Genomic DNA, 16,564 nt, shown 5'->3' with positions numbered 1-16,564 from the left:
CCGCTACCCAGCCCTGCGCAGCAGCAATATCCCCGCAATCGCACACACCGCCGCCGGCACCAGCACGGCAAACAGTGGCGAGAAGCCAAACACCAGGCTCGATGGGCCGAGCAGGTCCTGGGCGATGCGGAAGGTGAAGCCCACCAGCACCCCGGTGAACACCCGCTGCCCGAGCGTCACCGAACGCAGCGGCCCGAAGATGAAGGAAATCGCCATCAGCACCAGCGCCACGGTGACCAGCGGTTGCAGCACCTTGGTCCAGAACGCCAGCCAGTAACGGCCACTGTTCAGGCCCTGATCGGCGAGATAGTGCGCATAACCCCACAAACCGCTGATGGACAAGGAATCAGGTGGCAGGACGACAGTGCTCAGCAGTTGCGGGCTGAGGGCCACATCCCAACGCTCTTGCGGGGTATTGATCACCTCGGTGCTGCCGTCGCGGAAGAACGTGGTGGTGACGTCTTTCAACTCCCAGTAATCGGTCTTGAAATTGGCCTGCTTGGCGAAGCTGGACGTCAGCATATGGCGCTGATCGTCGAAGCGATAACGCGTCACGCCATACAGCAAGCCATTGGGCTGCACGGTGTTGATGTGGATGAACTCTTCGCCCTGTCGATGCCACAAGCCATGCCGTGCGCTTTGCGCGTCGCCGGTGCCTTGCGCCAGCGAGCGATTGGCCTGCGCCTGGTTTTCACTGACCGGCGCCACATACTCGCCAATCAATACGCCGGCGATCATCAGCACCAGCATTGGCTTCATGACGGCCCAGACGATACGCCCGATGGACACACCGGCAGCGCGCATGATGGTCAGTTCGCTGCTGCTGGCCAGACTGCCCAGGCCGATCAGACAGCCGATCAGCGCGGCCATCGGCAGCATTTCATAAAGCCGGCGCGGTGCGGTGAGCAGCACAAAGCTGCTGGCGTCGAGCAAGGTGTAGCTGTCGCTGACGTCGCCCATTTCGTCGATAAAGGCAAACAGCGAGGCCAGCCCGAGAATGATCCCGAGCACGGCGAGAATCGCGACAAATACACTTTTGCCGATGTAACGATCGAGCTTAACCATGGGTCACCTCCGGTACGCTGCGACGACTCGCCATTTTCAGGCGCAGCGGTTCCCAGTACAGAAGTCCCAGGCCAATCATCAAGAACAACGCGTGAACCCACCACAATCCCAGCGCCATGGGCAGCTTGCCTTTTTCAAGGGCGCCACGGGCGGCAATCAGGATGGTCAGGTACGCCATATAAAGCAGGATCGCCGGCAGCAACTTGAGGTAGCGGCCCTGGCGCGGGTTGACCCGGGCCAGCGGCACGGCCATCAAGGTCACGATAAACACCAGGATCGGCAGCGAAACGCGCCACTGCAATTCAGCCTTGTAGCGTGGCGTATCGTTGCCAAACAGTTCGCTGGTCGGGATCGCATCACGGTCGGTGATTTCGTCACTGATGTCCGGCTTGGGCAGCAAGGCGCCGTACGTGTCGTATTTGATGGCGCGGTAGTTGGCTTCGCCCGGATTGCCGTCGTAGCGATAGCCGTTTTCCAGAATCAGGAAGCGGCTGCCATCCGGCTTGATTTCCTGGTGGCCTTTTTCAGCGACCAGCACGGTAATGCCGCGATCCTTGGACTTGTCCTGAGACATGCGTTTTTCGGAGATGAACACCCCGCCGAGCTTCGAACGATCATCCGACAGGTCCTGGGTGTACGTCACCCGGCTGCCGTCACGCAGGGTCTGGAAGCGGCCCGGCACCAAGGTGTCGAATTCGGTCATCGCATCCTGTTTGTTGATCAACAGGGAAAACTGCGTAGCGCCCTGGGGCGCCAGGCTGAAGCTCAACCAGGCAACCAGCAACGAAACCAGCGCCGCCGGGGCCATGGTCATCCACAGCAAGCGTTGCTGGCTCATGCCGGTGGCGGCGAGCACGGTCATTTCGCTTTCCAGGTACAGCCGGCCGTAAGCCAGGAGAATCCCGAGGAATAGCCCCAAGGGCAGGATCAGCTGCAGGAAGCCCGGCAGACGAAAGCCCATGATCATGAACAACACGCCCGGATCCAGCGCACCGGAGGCCGCCTGGGCCAGGTATTTGATGAAGCGTCCGCTCATGATGATTACCAGCAGCACGGCGCTGACAGCGCTCAAGGTAAGCAGCACTTCTCGGGATAGATAACGGAAGACAATCAAACCAGACACTCCAGGGTTGCCAGGCGCAAGCGGCCGGACAAGAAAAAGGTATCAGCGGCGGTACGGCTTAGACCCGATAAACAGGGGAACCACCAAAAAAATATGCGGCATTATCCTGTGATTGAGGTGGTCTGTCACTGCGCACTCTGGATAGTTCGCACGCATGCGTCCTACACGCGGCCCTACCGGTGAGTTTTACGGGGTTGTCAGGGGTCGTGCGCGGGGGTCAAACTGCGGGCCTTGTCGCTGGCATCGTCATGCGAGACACCTCTGCCCTGCCGCGCACGTCATTCATTTCGCAAAGCTCATCGTTTATTCGGGGACCCCGACATGGAATTGGTTGTTAAAAGCGTAAGCCCAGAAACCTTGAAGACCGCCACGCTGGTGGTTGCCGTGGGCGAAGGTCGCGCGCTCAGCGACGCTGCAAAAGCCATCGACGTTCTCAGTGGCGGCGCCATCGCGGCAGTGCTCAAGCGCGGCGACCTGGCCGGCAAGGTCGGCCAGAGCCTGCTGCTGCACAACCTGCCCAACCTGAAAGCCGAACGCGTGCTGCTGGTTGGCACAGGTAAAGACGCAGAATTGTCCGACCGCCAATTCAAGAAAGTCATCAGCGGCGTGCTGTCGATTCTGAAGGGCCTGGGCGGCACCGACGCGGTCATCGCCGTCGACCAACTGGCCGTCAAGAACCGTGACACCTATGGCAAGACCCGCCTGCTGGTCGAAACCCTGGCCGATGGCGAATACGTCTTCGATCGCTTCAAGACCCAGAAAGCCGAACCCAAGGCGCTGAAAAAAGTCACCCTGCTGACCGACAAGCTCAGCGTTGCCGACGTCGAACGCGCTGCAGCTCACGCCCAGGCTATCGCTGCCGGCATGGCGTTCACTCGCGATCTGGGCAACATGCCGCCGAATCTGTGCCACCCGACTTACCTGGGTGAGCAGGCCAAGGCATTGGGCAAAGCCTACAAAAACCTCAAAGTCGAAGTGCATGACGAGAAAAAACTCGCGGAACTGGGCATGGGTTCGTTTCTGGCTGTCGCACAAGGCAGCGCCCAGCCGCCACGCCTGATCGTCATGAACTATTCGGGCGGCAAGAAAAGCGAGCAGCCGTTCGTGCTGGTCGGCAAAGGCATTACCTTCGACACCGGCGGCATCAGCATCAAGCCTGCGGCCGGCATGGACGAGATGAAGTTCGACATGTGCGGCGCCGCCAGCGTGTTCGGCACCCTGCGCGCCGTGCTTGAGCTGCAACTGCCGATCAACGTCGTGTGCGTCCTGGCCTGCGCCGAAAACATGCCGAGCGGCACCGCGACGCGCCCTGGCGATATCGTCACTACGATGAGCGGCCAGACAGTCGAAATCCTCAACACTGACGCCGAAGGCCGTCTGGTGCTGTGCGATGCCTTGACCTACGCCGAGCGCTTCAAGCCGCAGGCCGTGATCGATATCGCGACCCTGACCGGCGCTTGCGTCGTGGCCTTGGGCGGGCATACCTCCGGCCTGTTGGGCAATAACGATGCGCTGATCAATCAACTGCTGGATGCCGGCAAACTGGCTGACGACCGTGCCTGGCAGCTGCCGCTGTTCGACGAATACCAGGAACAGCTGGACAGCCCGTTCGCCGACATCGCCAACATTGGCGGTCCGAAAGGCGGCACCATCACTGCGGCCTGCTTCCTGTCGCGCTTCACCAAAGCGTACGAATGGGCGCACCTGGACATCGCCGGCACCGCCTGGCTGAGCGGCGGCAAGGACAAGGGCGCCACTGGCCGTCCGGTTCCGCTGCTGACTCAATACCTGCTCGACCGCGCTGGCGCATAACTGGCCTGCATGAATGTGCCTGCCATCGGGCAGGCACATTTTGCGTACCGGATTCCTATATGAACCAAGCCACATGACCCAAGTCGACTTCTATATTCTGCCCAGCGCCGAGCCTTCGGCTCGCCTGGACTTTGCCTGCAAACTGACCGAGAAAGCCTGGCGTCTCGGCCACCGCGTGTACCTGCATTGCAGCGATGCCGCGCAACGTGACGACCTCGACGCGCGACTCTGGCGCTTCAAGGGCGAAGTTTTCCTGCCCCACAGCACCGCCGAAGACGATCACGTCTCGCCCGTGGTTCTGGGTCTGGGGGATGATCCGGGGCAGCATCAGGATTTGCTGGTCAACCTTGATTTGCGCATCCCCGAGTTCTTCAAACGGTTCGCGCGCGTTGCGGAAATCGTCGTCGAAGACCCGGCAATTCGTCTGGCCGCACGAGAGAGTTTCCGTTTCTATCGTGAACACGGCTATCCTCTGCAAGATCACCGGCTACAGCGTCTTTGAGCATACGATGGATACTTTGAAACCCCTGAAAGACTCCGCCAACCTGCTGGATGACCTTGAGTCGATCCGGCAACTGCTCGGCGATGACTCACTGCAACCGCCGCTGCTGACCGACACGGTCAAAAGCGAACCACAGATTCCGTTGCTGTTCGATGTGGTGGGCGCCAAACCGGCGTTGAGCCATGAGCTGGACTTCGACACCGACGAAGCCGACATTCCGCTTCTGACACCGCAACCGCCTGCACATCAGGACGAGCCGGTTCAGGCCCAGGCGGCACCGAAACCGGCTGCCAATCCGGATGCCCTGCTGCATCTGGAAACCGAACTGCGCGCTGCCGCGCAACTGATCATGCAAGACGTCATCGACGACTTCGCCCCGCACATCGAAACCGAAATCAAACGTCGCCTTGAAGCGCGGATGGAGCGGCTGCTCAGTCAGCAGCAGAATTAACGGCACCGCCCCGTAGGACCGGCTTTAGCCGGGAGAGGCCCATGTGTCCGGAACACTTCGCTGCCCGGTCCCGGCACCCTCCCGGCTAAAGCCGGTCCTACGACAAATTGCCCCGTTTGATCGCCCCGCTCTACGCCCAGCCGTTCATCCCCGCTATACTTGTCGGCTTTCCTGAATTAATGCCAATTAGGTTCCCGCCGCGCATGGACAAGACCTACCAGCCGCACGCCATCGAAACTTCCTGGTACCAGACCTGGGAGTCCGAGAATTATTTCGCTCCGCAAGGTTCGGGTGATCCGTACACCATCATGATCCCGCCGCCGAACGTCACCGGCAGCCTGCACATGGGCCACGGTTTCAACAACGCGATCATGGATGCCCTGATCCGCTTCCGCCGCATGCAGGGTCGCAACACCCTGTGGCAGCCGGGCACCGACCACGCCGGTATCGCCACGCAAATGCTGGTGGAGCGTCAGATCGAGGCACAAGGCCTGAACCGTCACGACCTGGGCCGCGACAAGTTCCTGGAAAAAATCTGGGAGTGGAAGGATCAGTCCGGCGGCAACATCAGCCGTCAGATCCGTCGCCTCGGCTCGTCCGTAGACTGGAGCCGCGAGCGTTTCACCATGGACGATGGCCTGTCGGACGCTGTCAAGGAAGCGTTCGTGCGCCTGCATGAAGACGGCCTGATCTATCGCGGCAAGCGCCTGGTCAACTGGGACACCAAGCTGCACACGGCAATTTCCGACCTCGAAGTGGAAAACCACGACGAGAAAGGTTTTCTGTGGAACCTGCGTTATCCACTGGCTGACGGCGCGAAAACCGCTGACGGCCTGGATTACCTGATCGTCGCCACCACGCGCCCGGAAACCATGCTCGGTGACGCCGCTGTCGCCGTGAACCCGGAAGACGAGCGCTACAAGGCGCTGATCGGCAAGTTCGTCGAGCTGCCCTTAGTGGGCCGCCGCATCCCGATCATCGCTGACGATTACTGCGATCCTGAATTCGGCACCGGCTGCGTAAAAATCACCCCGGCCCACGATTTCAACGACTACGAAGTCGGCAAGCGCCACAACCTGCCGCTGCTGAACATCTTCGACAAGAACGCCAACGTGCTGCCTGTGGCGCAGGTGTTCAACATCGACGGCACCCTCAACGAAACCGTTGATGGCCGCCTGCCTGCCGCCTACGCAGGCCTGGACCGTTTCGAAGCCCGCAAGCAGATCGTCGCTGCATTCGACGCCGCCGGCCTGCTGGTCAGCGTAGACGATCACGCCCTGAAAGTGCCGAAAGGCGACCGCTCCGGCACCATCATCGAGCCGTGGCTGACCGACCAGTGGTACGTGTCCACCAAGCCTTTGGCTGAACCGGCCATTGCCGCAGTCGAAGACGGCCGCATCGCCTTCGTGCCTAAACAGTACGAAAACATGTACTTCTCGTGGATGCGTGACATCCAGGACTGGTGCATCAGCCGTCAACTCTGGTGGGGCCATCGCATCCCGGCCTGGTACGACGAATCCGGCAAGGTTTACGTCGGTCGCGACGAAGCCGAAGTGCGCGCCAAGAACAACCTGGGCCCGGACGTTGCGCTGCAACAGGACAACGACGTCCTCGACACCTGGTTCAGTTCGGGCCTGTGGACCTTCTCGACGCTGGGCTGGCCGGAAAAGACCAAGGCGCTTGAGACATTCCACTCCACCGATGTGCTGGTGACCGGTTTCGACATCATTTTCTTCTGGGTTGCCCGGATGATCATGCTCACCATGCATTTGGTGAAGGACGAAGACGGCACCCCGCAAGTGCCGTTCAAGACCGTGTATGTGCACGGTCTGGTGCGCGACGGCCAAGGCCAGAAGATGTCCAAGTCCAAGGGCAACGTCCTGGACCCGCTGGACATCATCGATGGTATCGAGCTGGAAGACCTGGTCGCCAAGCGCACCACCGGCCTGATGCAGCCCAAGCTGCTGAAGAAAATCGAAAAGCAGACCCGTGACGAGTTCGCCGACGGCATCGCCAGCTATGGCACCGACGCGTTGCGCTTCACGTTCTGCTCGCTGGCGTCCACCGGTCGCGACATCAAGTTCGACATGGGCCGCGTCGAAGGCTATCGCAACTTCTGCAACAAGATCTGGAATGCCGCCCGCTACGTGCTGGACAAAGGCGAAGACTGCGGCCAGAACGGCGAAGCGGTCGAGTTGTCCCTGGCTGATCGCTGGATCATCTCGCAGCTGCAACGCACCGAAGCCGAAGTGACTCGCCAGCTGGATCAGTTCCGTTTCGACCTCGCGGCGCAGGCCTTGTACGAGTTCATCTGGAACCAGTATTGCGACTGGTACCTGGAACTGTCCAAGCCGGTTCTGTGGGACGAAACAGCGCCCGTGGAACGCCAGCGCGGCACTCGCCGCACCCTGGTTCGCGTGCTGGAAGTCGCGCTGCGTCTGGCGCATCCGTTCATGCCGTTCATCACCGAAGAAATCTGGCAGCGCCTCGCGCCGCTGGCGGGCATCGAAGGCAAGACCATCATGCTGCAACCTTGGCCAGTGGCCAACGAAGCACGCATCGATCAGGCGGCCGAAGACGACATCGAATGGCTCAAAGGCCTGATGCTCGCCACTCGTAACATTCGTGGCGAAATGAACATCGGTCCGGGCAAGCCGTTGCAATTGTTCCTCAAGAACGTCAGCGCTGAAGACCAGCGCCGCCTGAAGGAGAACGATTACCTGCTGAAGAAACTCGCCAGGCTGGAATCCATCACCGTCCTGGCGCCGGGCGCGGAAGCGCCACTGTCCGCCACCGGTCTGGTCGGCGAAATGGAAGTGTTGGTGCCAATGGCGGGCCTGATCGACAAGGACGCCGAACTGGCGCGCCTGGACAAGGAAATCCAGCGTCTGCAAGGCGAAGTGCAACGAGTGGGCGGCAAGCTGTCCAACGCCGCATTCGTCGACAAGGCACCGCCAGAAGTCATCGCCAAGGAACGCGCCAAAATGGTCGAGGCTGAACAGGCCTTGGGCAAACTGGCGGAGCAGCATGCTCGGATAGCTTCTTTGTAACCCGACAACGCTGCGATAAGAGGGAAGCCCGAGGCGGCTTCCCTTTTTATTTGCTGACAGCTGCAAACGTCTTATGACGTCTTCGCGAGCAAGCTCGCATCCCACAGTGGGAGCGAGCTTGCTCGCGAAGACGTCCATTCAGGCGATCAATCAGCCCCTGAACCTGACTCTATTGATTTCGGACACTAAAATGACCACCCCAGAAAAACCCAAGGCACCGCGCAAGAAGCCCCAGACCGAACGTCAGGCCAAACCTGCCGAACCACGGGAAAAGGCCACGTTGCACCCGCGCAATCGCCATCAGGGCCGTTACGACTTTCCCAAGTTGATCAAAAGCAGTCCCGAGCTGGCTGAATTCGTGATCATCAATCCGTATGGCAAGGAAAGCATCGACTTTGCCAACCCATCCGCCGTGCGCGTGTTCAACCGGGCGCTGCTCAAGTCGTTCTATGGCGTGGCGCATTGGGACATTCCGGCGGATTACCTGTGCCCGCCGATTCCGGGCCGTGCGGACTATCTGCACTTCCTGGCCGACTTGCTGGCCGAGCGCAACGAAGGTGTGATCCCGCGTGGCGCATCGATCAAGGCGCTGGACATCGGCATGGGCGCCAACTGCGTTTACCCGTTGATCGGTCACAGCGATTACGGCTGGCAGTTCCTCGGTTCGGATATCGATCCGACCGCCATTGCAGCGGCCACCGCCATCGTCAAATCCAACAGCCTGAGCAAAGCCATCAGCCTGCGCCTGCAAGCCAATCGCAAGCAGATCCTGCTGGACTTGTTGAAGAGCGACGAACGCTTCGACGTCTGCATGTGTAACCCGCCGTTCCACTCGTCCATCGACGAAGCGCAACGCGGCAGCCAGCGCAAATGGCGCGCCCTGGGCAAAGCCGATCCCAAGCGCAAATTGCCGGTACTGAACTTTGGCGGGCAATCCCAGGAACTGTGGTGTGAAGGCGGCGAAATCGGCTTCGTGACCCAGATGATCAACGAAAGCACGCGCTTGCCCAGGCAAGTGTTCTGGTTCAGCACCCTGGTTTCCAAGGCCTCGAACCTGCCACTGATTCAAAGCACCCTGAAAAAAGCCGGCGTCGCCGAAAGCCGGGTCATCGAGATGGGCCAGGGGCAAAAACAAAGCCGCTTCGTGGCCTGGACCTTCCTCGACAAGGCACAGCAAGAGGCCTGGCGTCAGGAGCGTTGGGTTCTGGCTAAATAACCCCGAACCGTAGGACCGGCTTTAGCCGGGAGACTGTCGGATCACGCACAAATGTCCCGGCATCCCGATCTCCCGAGCGGTCGCCCTCCCGGCTGAAGCCGGTCCTACAGACGACGTGTCCAGTCCTGAAATAGGTTTACGCGTTGCTTTGGTGGGAGAGGACTCCTCCTCGAAGGGATTGGCAGGCAATGAAGCGCTGTCAGGCCGATTGAGGTTGGCCAGGCTGACTCATCGAGGACAAGTCCTCTCCCACAATGACGGGACGACGCCCATAAAAAAGCCGTGCCCGGTTGACCGGAGCACGGCTTTTTCAACAGCAAGCGTGGGCTTACTTGTTGATCGAGTCGCTCAGCACTTTAGCTGGTACGAACTTGATGACTTTCTTGGCAGCGATTTCGATGGCAGCGCCAGTCGAAGGGTTGCGGCCAGTGCGAGCTGGACGCTCTGCCACTTTCAGTTTGCCGATGCCCGGCAGCGTGATTTCAACGCCGTTTTCCAGTTGATCGGCAACAATTTGGCCCAATTGCTCAAGAGCATTACGCGCGGTGGTTTTTGGCGCGTCGATAGCTTCAGCGATATCGGCGATCAATTGGTCTTTAGTCAGAGCCATGGTGGTGTTCCTTCCCTATCAAATTCATTTGGATTGCAGGATGCGGTGTCGGCCTGGGGCCAGGCAATGAACCTGGCCCTCCAGTAGCAGCCACGATTAATCGCGAAATGTAGATACTGAAACCGGGCTTTGGTTCGGCTCAATCACACACAAACTGCTGTGCTTAGCGCGCTGTAGTGCGCAAGACCGCGCAAAACTAGCACAGAGCCGCGCAAATATCCGCACTAACCTACCCGTTTGGACAGGATTAAAGTGTTTCAACCCAAAAAAACGGGGCTTTGCGCCTGATCGGAGCTAAAACCAAGGGGTGCAGCGGCGTTTGACGTCTTGGGTGCGTTACACTGGCCGCCGTCAAATCGAGCCACCCCGCTCGAGCTCACACACAGCCGAGAAGCCCATGCCGATCCGTCATTGCATCGTCCATTTGATCGACAAAAAACCTGACGGTACGCCCGCAGTCCTCCACGCACGCGACTCTGAACTCGCTGAGTCCCAAGCCATCGAGAACATGCTGGCCGACCTCAACGAGAGCTATAACGCCAAACAAGGCAAGGCCTGGGGCTTCTTCCATGCCGAGTCCGGCGCGCATCCGTTCAGCGGCTGGCTCAAGGAATACTTCGACGGCGGCAAGGATTTCACGGCGTTCAGCCGTGTCGCGGTCGAGCATCTGCAAAAACTGATGGAAGAGTCGAACCTGTCGGTCGGCGGTCACGTGTTGTTCGCCCATTACCAGCAAGGCATGACCGATTACCTGGCCATCGCCCTGCTGCACCACAGCGAAGGCGTGGCGGTCAACGACGCGCTGGATGTCACCCCGTCGCGGCACCTGGATCTTGGCCAGCTGCACCTCGCGGCACGGGTCAACGTGTCCGAGTGGCAGAACAACAAGTCCTCCAAGCAGTACATTTCCTTCATCAAGGGCAAGAACGGCAAAAAGGTCTCGGAGTATTTCCGCGACTTCATCGGTTGCCAGGAAGGCGTTGACGGCCCAGGCGAAACCCGCACGCTGCTCAAGGCGTTCAGTGACTTCGTGGAAAGCGAAGACCTGCCGGAAGAATCCGCCCGGGAGAAAACAAAGACCCTGGTGGACTACGCCAGCAGCCAGAGCAAAATGGGCGAGCCCATGGGCCTGGAAGAATTGTCCGGGCTGATCGACGAAGAGCGCCCGCGCGCCTTCTACGAGCACATCCGCAACAAGGATTACGGCCTGTCGCCGGAGATCCCTGCGGATAAGCGCACCCTCAACCAGTTCCGGCGCTTCACGGGCCGCGCAGAGGGTTTGTCGATCAGCTTTGAAGCTCATCTGTTGGGCGACAAGATCGAATACGACGAAGAGGCCGGTACTTTGATCATCAAAGGCTTGCCGACCCAGCTCACCGATCAGCTCAAACGCCGCTGAGGCCCTGACCCGATGTTGATGCGCACCCTGAAGAAAGTCGCCCTGATCATGCTGTTCGTGGTGGTTTACCAGAACTGGGGCAAGATCGAGCACTTCTTCAATCCGTCCCCGGCAGTCGCGACCCAAAGCCAGGCACAGGCCCGCGTCGTGCTGTACGCCACCGACTGGTGCGGCTACTGCAAACAGACCCGACGCTTTCTCGACAGCAAAGGCATAGCCTTCAAGGAATACGACATCGAGAAATCGCCGGAAGGCCGCAAGGCTTACGAAGCCCTGGGCGGGCGCGGCATCCCGTTGATCGATGTGAATGGCACGATCATTCGGGGTTTCAGTGAAGAGGCGATATTGGCGGCGCTGGACTGACGATCAGTCCCTGCCTCGCCAGCCTCAATCAGCCTGACCCAGCTTCATTGCCTGCGCCAATGCCTGCGCCAATGCCTTCCCGGACAAGTCCGGTCCTACCTGATCTGCGCAGACCCGGCAGGAGGGGACTTGTCCTCGAAGAAGCCAGCTCAGCGCTTCTCCACCCGAAACCCAAACCGCGGAAAGTGCACATGCACCACGCCCGCGCGTTCGTCCTCACGACGCAAAATCAATTCCTCACGCCCGTTGAACACCAGTTCGCCTGCAACCGGATCAACCCCGTAATCGATGGCGGCAATCGCCACCTGATCGCCCGGTTGGAATCCGTTCGGATCGACGAACACTTCATCCGGCAGCGCGGCGGGCGTTGCTTTGGCAGCGATTTCCACGGCTTCGGCAGCGCTCAGCTCGCTTGAAGCGCCATGACCGAAGCCGAGTACGCGACCCAGCCAGGCCACGATTTCCGGGTATCCATCCACCAACGGCGCCGTGACCGGGGTTTGTTTGAGGAACCACAACGTGTGCGCGACGGAGAAATCCGCGATGGAAGGCTCGCCAAACAGGAAGTCGCCATTGCGCGAGAGTTGCAGTTCCAGACGTGACATCAGCGTCGGCCATTGATGCCTGGCCTGCTCTGCTGGCAAACGACTGGCATTGCCGCCAGTGAACAGCGCGCCTCGATCGGCAACGAACGCTTTGACCGCTTCCGGCGGCACCTTGGCAAAACGCACAGCGAGCGATTCAGGCTGAAAAACCAGGCTGACCGCATGCATGAACAGCACTGAATCGGCCCATGCAGCGAAACTGGCAACCGTAAACTCCTGCCCTTCAGGGAAAAACGCCGGCGAGGCTTTTTGCTGCTCCAGGCGTCGGGCCATCAGCGCGGTGTCGCAGTAGATGTCGGCGCCAATCTGCAATATCGGCGTCTTGCGGTAACCACCGGTGAGCGCGGTCAGGTCGGGTTTGGGCATGATCGACGGGATGATTACCGAGCGCCACGACAACCCTTTGAAGCCCAGCATCAAGCGGGCTTTTTCGGCAAAGAGTGAGGTGGGGTAATGATGCAGGATGAGCTCTGTCATGTTCGGTCGGTCCGGCAGTTGGAAAGCTGACAGCTTAGCTGGCTGTGAGCGTGCGGCCTACGCAGTGAACCTGAAGTCACGACATCACGCGGATGGATCGGCTGCCACCCCCTGAAAACTCGCCGCCAGACACTCCTTGGCACTCTTGCGCAATTTCTTGATCAGCCGTTCCTGGCGCAATGCCTCGCCCTTGTCAGGCCAGGCTTCGACATAGACCAGCGCCACTGCCGGGCTGGAGCTGAAATAGCGTGCGCCCTTGCCGCTCTGGTGCTTGGCGAAACGCCGCTGCGGATCGTCGCTGATGCCGCAGTACAACGAGCCATTGGCCGCGCGCACCAGATAGACAAACCACGGCTTGCTTGCCGCGGGTTCGGAAGGTTCGTTGATGACGGTTTCGGGCATGGCTGATGTCGAGCTACACGAAAAGCGTGATTCTAACAGAGGCTCAACGCCCGGCCTGAAACGCCTTCAAACCCTTTTGCGCCTGGGCGCGAATCGCGTTCTGCACCATCGGTGTCCAGCCCAGCAGCAGGCCCTTGAACCCCAGCGCCTGCCGCGACCAGCGCCACAGGTCGAAATGATCGTGGTGTTCGCAGATCTTGCCGTCGCGAAACACAAAGCGCGCCTGAATATCGTTGACCACAGTGTTGCCGGTCTGGCTGAACAGGTAAGTCGCCACCCAATGCGCGCCGCCAGTGCGTTCATCGGCGCGCACGCTGTCGAAGGTCAGGGAAAAATCCTTGGCGCGGGACGTCAGCATGCGCCACATGTCGCCGGCCTCGGCGCCGCGCAGCTCACCGAACACCGGATCGCTGAACAGCACGTCATCGCTGTAACAGGCGCTCATGGCTTCGGCGTCCAGTCGATTGAACGCCTCGTAGAAGCGGGTGATCAGGGCATTGTTGATCAGGCGTTTATCTTCGTCACTCATGCAGGCAGGTCCGTTGGAGCAAAAGGTCTTCGCACGATAAGCGGCCAACGGGCGATTTGCCATGCCCATTCGCATGGCAAATACCCCGACTCAGATTTTCTCGCTGGTGACCTGCACGTACAGCGACCGGCCAGCGCCCATTCCGGCAACGATGGCGGCGATGCCGATCACGCCGAAGATCCAGCCGATGGCGTCCCAGCCGCCCGTGACGTCATGCACGACGCCCACGGCAAAAGGTCCGATGGAGGCGATGGTGTAGCCGATGCCTTGGGCCATGCTCGACAGATTGGCCGCCACATGGGAATCCCGGGAGCGCAGCACAATCAGGGTCAGCGCCAGACTGAACGTCGCGCCCTGGCCCAATCCCAGCACGATGGCCCAACCCCATAGCCCATTCAGCGGCGCGTACAGGCAGCCGAACAACCCCGTGAGCGTCAGCGCCATCGCGAGCAGAATGCCGAGACGCTGATCCTTGCCACGCGTCGCCAGCCACGGCGCGGTCAAGGCGCTGACCAACTGCACGATGATCGACCCGGACAACAGCAGCCCGGCTTCAGTGGCGCTCATGCCGCGCCCGATCAACACCGAAGGCAGCCAGCCGAACACGATATAAGCCAGGGACGATTGCAGGCCCATGTACAAAGTGACCTGCCAGGCCAGCCGATCACGCAGTAAGCCTTTAACGCGATACGCCACATGATGCGCGCCATGTCCGTGGCGGGCTTGCGGCAGCCAGACGATGGCCGCCAGAACGGCGGGAATCATCCAGAAGCCCAGGCCGATGGCCCAGCTGTCATCGAAATGCTGGCTCAGCGGCACTGTCGAACCCGCCGCGATGGCCGCGCCCAGACACAAGGCCATGGTGTAGACGCCGGTCATCGCCCCGGCCTGTTTCGGGAAATCGCGCTTGACGATCCCCGGCAACAACACGCCGATGATGCCGATGCTCGCCCCTGCCACCAGGCTGCCAGCAAACAGCCCGACTTCGCCAAAGCAACTGCGCAAAATGATCCCCGCCGCCAGCATCAGCAAAATGCCGAACACCACCCGCTCAGCACCAAACCGCCGTGCCAGCCGCGGTGCCAATGGCGCGAACAAGCCGAGACACAACACCGGCAGCGTCGTCAGCAAACCCGCTTCGGCAGCCGATAACCCAAGGCTTTTGGACACACTATTAAGCAGCGGCGCGACACTGGATAACGCCGGACGCAAATTCAGCGCCACCAGCACCAGCCCCAACAGCAGCAGCCATGGGCGCTTGAGCAGCGGCTGGGCGGGCGTATCGTCAGCTTCGCAATCGATCAGTTGCGCATCGATGTCGTGAGGAAGGGAATGATTTATCGGGGTCGTGCTCGCCGATGGCGCCTTGGTCGTCATGGGATTCTCGTAAAGGGCAGTGTGTAACAGCGCATTGCGCAAAGCATGCATCCTGTTGGAGAACCCGAGCGAATACAAGTTTCACGGGGATTGGGTACAGGTTTGCGTGCATAGACTGCCTTTGGAGCGCCATCCGGTCGCTTCCACAGCGAAGCGTCTCTTTCCCTTGAGTGAAATTTCCTAGAAACTCCCAGCCGCTTGCGCCTGCCGATTCGGGTGTCTAGTCTGCGTCGGTCGCTGCACATCAGCGATCGGGTTTAGTAGCCTGGACCAATAGGCGCATATGATTTCACCTTTTATGGTGGCTGTGCGCAGGGCACTTTCGGGTGCGCCGGTTTCCTATTGGCCGGTCTACTAACCTGTGGCACGGCCACCACCCTTCGTTTAGTAGCGACGAGTGCTGGCTCCTTACTGCAATAGGAGTTTCAACATGCTCAAGATCACCCCCGTTCAACCGCTGCCCACTGTGGAAGACTCCCTGAACCACGCCGTCGAACTGCTGCGTTGCGCATCTGCGACGGCGTATGAAACGGGCGATCACTTGAACGGCAGCCAACGCGACCTGGCCTTTGCGGTCATGCACCTGATTGACCTGGCGCGCGGCGCAGTGGAGAAATCGCTGGATCGGTTGGAGGCTTAACAAGCCCGCGGATATCAAACCCTGAGGGAGCGAACTTGTTCGCGAAGGCGGCGGCACGGCCAATATCGTTATTGCCTGGCACGCCGCCTTCCCGGATGAATCCGGTCCTACAAAAAGCTGCAACTTCTCACACTTCCAACAAGCTTCTCGGAAACGCCCTACAGCCTCTCGACAGTCATCCGAATAAACTGATCGCTCTTTTTTTCAGGGAGATCAGCAATGGCCAGTCATAGCTACATGATTATCGAAGGTAAAAATCAAGGCCTGATTTCAGCAGGTTGTTCAAGTCTGCCGTCTATTGGCAATAAGTGTCAGGCCGGGCATGAAGATGAAATAATGGTGCTGTCCTTCGCTCACAACATGAACAACATTGGCAATATCAAACACGCCCATCACAACCCCGTAATTATTACCAAACTCCTCGACAAGTCATCCCCATTACTGGCGCAGGCATTGTCAGACCGTGAAGAACTCACCTGCACCATAAACTTCTACCGTCATTCAAATCTGGCGGGACAGGAAAAGTATTACTCGGTCAAAATCAAAGGCGCACAAATCGCCAGCCTTACCGTCGACGTACCTCACTCAGTACTCGAGAATGACGCAGATCCCAACGAAACCATCGCCATCCGCTATCGCGACATTATCTGGGAAAATCACGCAGCTAAAACCAGTGGCTACACGTCATGGGAAGGTGCCGAATGGGATCAGTAAATAAAAAAAAGATAGCCAGCACTGATGGATATTGGCAAGTCAGCCACGCCGCGAGCGTGCTGACATCCCAAGCCTGCACAATAAGCGCGCGGCATATTCAGGATGGAATGCTGCGCATTCAATTCAACCGCGAAGTGGCTTATTACGCCCGGGGGATTGTGCGGGATGTGGAGGGTGGGAGGAAGAGTGCTGAGGAGGGGTTGCAGGCGTTAAAGGATGAGCAGAAGAG

The 16,564-nt window shown here is 59.6% G+C and carries 16 protein-coding genes and 1 pseudogene; 10 read left to right on the top strand and 7 right to left on the bottom strand.

Annotated elements, in window-relative coordinates; translation table 11 throughout:
* Positions 1 to 3: 3 nt before the first annotated feature.
* The gene (lptG, locus tag CFII64_RS17255) at positions 4 to 1,065 is read right to left on the bottom strand and encodes an LPS export ABC transporter permease LptG (protein ID WP_020292097.1); all 1,062 of its coding nucleotides are present in this window, start codon (positions 1,063 to 1,065) and stop codon (positions 4 to 6) included.
* The gene (lptF, locus tag CFII64_RS17250) at positions 1,058 to 2,179 is read right to left on the bottom strand and encodes an LPS export ABC transporter permease LptF (protein ID WP_020292096.1); all 1,122 of its coding nucleotides are present in this window, start codon (positions 2,177 to 2,179) and stop codon (positions 1,058 to 1,060) included. Before lptF ends, lptG begins: the two co-directional genes overlap by 8 nt.
* 330 nt (positions 2,180 to 2,509) lie before the next feature.
* Here lptF and CFII64_RS17245 point away from each other — a divergent pair, with 330 nt between their 5' ends.
* From CFII64_RS17245 to rlmF, 5 genes are all read left to right on the top strand, one after another.
* Complete coding sequence (locus CFII64_RS17245; RefSeq protein ID WP_020292095.1) at positions 2,510 to 4,000, top strand: leucyl aminopeptidase; 1,491 nt, start codon at positions 2,510 to 2,512, stop codon at positions 3,998 to 4,000.
* 73 nt (positions 4,001 to 4,073) lie between these two features.
* A complete protein-coding gene (locus tag CFII64_RS17240; RefSeq protein WP_020292094.1) occupies positions 4,074 to 4,502 on the top strand; it encodes a DNA polymerase III subunit chi in 429 nt (142 codons plus the stop codon).
* A gap of 7 nt (positions 4,503 to 4,509) precedes the next feature.
* On the top strand, positions 4,510 to 4,953 hold the full coding sequence (locus tag CFII64_RS17235) for a hypothetical protein (RefSeq protein WP_020292093.1): 444 nt from the start codon (positions 4,510 to 4,512) through the stop codon (positions 4,951 to 4,953).
* Positions 4,954 to 5,156: 203 nt separating this feature from the next.
* Entirely contained in the window at positions 5,157 to 8,003 is a 2,847-nt protein-coding gene (locus tag CFII64_RS17230) for a valine--tRNA ligase (RefSeq protein WP_020292092.1), read from the top strand.
* Positions 8,004 to 8,193: 190 nt separating this feature from the next.
* Positions 8,194 to 9,219 carry a 23S rRNA (adenine(1618)-N(6))-methyltransferase RlmF gene (gene rlmF, locus CFII64_RS17225; protein WP_044901474.1) on the top strand — a complete coding sequence of 342 codons (1,026 nt, stop codon included), beginning with the start codon at positions 8,194 to 8,196 and terminating at the stop codon, positions 9,217 to 9,219.
* A gap of 328 nt (positions 9,220 to 9,547) precedes the next feature.
* Here the strand turns inward: rlmF and CFII64_RS17220 are convergent, their stop codons facing one another.
* A complete protein-coding gene (locus CFII64_RS17220; RefSeq protein ID WP_020292090.1) occupies positions 9,548 to 9,829 on the bottom strand; it encodes an HU family DNA-binding protein in 282 nt (93 codons plus the stop codon).
* Positions 9,830 to 10,226: 397 nt separating this feature from the next.
* Between CFII64_RS17220 and yejK the strand changes: the two genes are divergently transcribed.
* The gene (yejK, locus tag CFII64_RS17215) at positions 10,227 to 11,228 is read left to right on the top strand and encodes a nucleoid-associated protein YejK (RefSeq protein ID WP_020292089.1); all 1,002 of its coding nucleotides are present in this window, start codon (positions 10,227 to 10,229) and stop codon (positions 11,226 to 11,228) included.
* A gap of 12 nt (positions 11,229 to 11,240) precedes the next feature.
* Positions 11,241 to 11,591 carry a glutaredoxin family protein gene (locus CFII64_RS17210; protein WP_020292088.1) on the top strand — a complete coding sequence of 117 codons (351 nt, stop codon included), beginning with the start codon at positions 11,241 to 11,243 and terminating at the stop codon, positions 11,589 to 11,591.
* A 149-nt stretch (positions 11,592 to 11,740) separates the two neighbouring features.
* Here CFII64_RS17210 and CFII64_RS17205 read toward each other — a convergent pair whose 3' ends face one another.
* The 4 genes from CFII64_RS17205 to CFII64_RS17190 all read right to left on the bottom strand — a co-directional run bounded on the left by CFII64_RS17205 (position 11,741) and on the right by CFII64_RS17190 (position 14,981).
* Positions 11,741 to 12,673 (bottom strand): glutathione S-transferase family protein, encoded by a 933-nt coding sequence (locus CFII64_RS17205; RefSeq protein ID WP_020292087.1) that lies wholly within the window; start codon positions 12,671 to 12,673, stop codon positions 11,741 to 11,743.
* Between the two features lie 84 nt (positions 12,674 to 12,757).
* Positions 12,758 to 13,075: a GIY-YIG nuclease family protein gene (locus CFII64_RS17200; RefSeq protein WP_020292086.1), complete on the bottom strand. Its 318-nt coding sequence runs from the start codon at positions 13,073 to 13,075 to the stop codon at positions 12,758 to 12,760.
* A gap of 43 nt (positions 13,076 to 13,118) precedes the next feature.
* Positions 13,119 to 13,604: a nuclear transport factor 2 family protein gene (locus tag CFII64_RS17195; protein WP_044901473.1), complete on the bottom strand. Its 486-nt coding sequence runs from the start codon at positions 13,602 to 13,604 to the stop codon at positions 13,119 to 13,121.
* Between the two features lie 90 nt (positions 13,605 to 13,694).
* Complete coding sequence (locus tag CFII64_RS17190) at positions 13,695 to 14,981, bottom strand: CynX/NimT family MFS transporter (protein ID WP_044901472.1); 1,287 nt, start codon at positions 14,979 to 14,981, stop codon at positions 13,695 to 13,697.
* A gap of 430 nt (positions 14,982 to 15,411) precedes the next feature.
* Here CFII64_RS17190 and CFII64_RS17185 point away from each other — a divergent pair, with 430 nt between their 5' ends.
* The 3 genes and pseudogenes from CFII64_RS17185 to CFII64_RS30155 all read left to right on the top strand — a co-directional run.
* Complete coding sequence (locus CFII64_RS17185; RefSeq protein ID WP_020292083.1) at positions 15,412 to 15,621, top strand: DUF6124 family protein; 210 nt, start codon at positions 15,412 to 15,414, stop codon at positions 15,619 to 15,621.
* Positions 15,622 to 15,840: 219 nt separating this feature from the next.
* Positions 15,841 to 16,335, top strand: coding sequence for an Hcp family type VI secretion system effector (locus CFII64_RS17180; protein ID WP_020292082.1), 495 nt, complete (start codon positions 15,841 to 15,843; stop codon positions 16,333 to 16,335).
* Positions 16,323 to 16,564 (top strand): annotated as a pseudogene (locus CFII64_RS30155) (hypothetical protein); the annotation flags it as partial. The gene CFII64_RS17180 and the pseudogene CFII64_RS30155, both read left to right, overlap by 13 nt.

The sequence above is a fragment of the Pseudomonas sp. CFII64 genome (genome assembly GCF_000416235.1).
Classification (GTDB): Bacteria; Pseudomonadota; Gammaproteobacteria; order Pseudomonadales; family Pseudomonadaceae; genus Aquipseudomonas.
The sequence above is the reverse complement of the archived record's forward strand: the minus strand, read 5'-3'. Positions and strand labels throughout refer to the sequence as shown.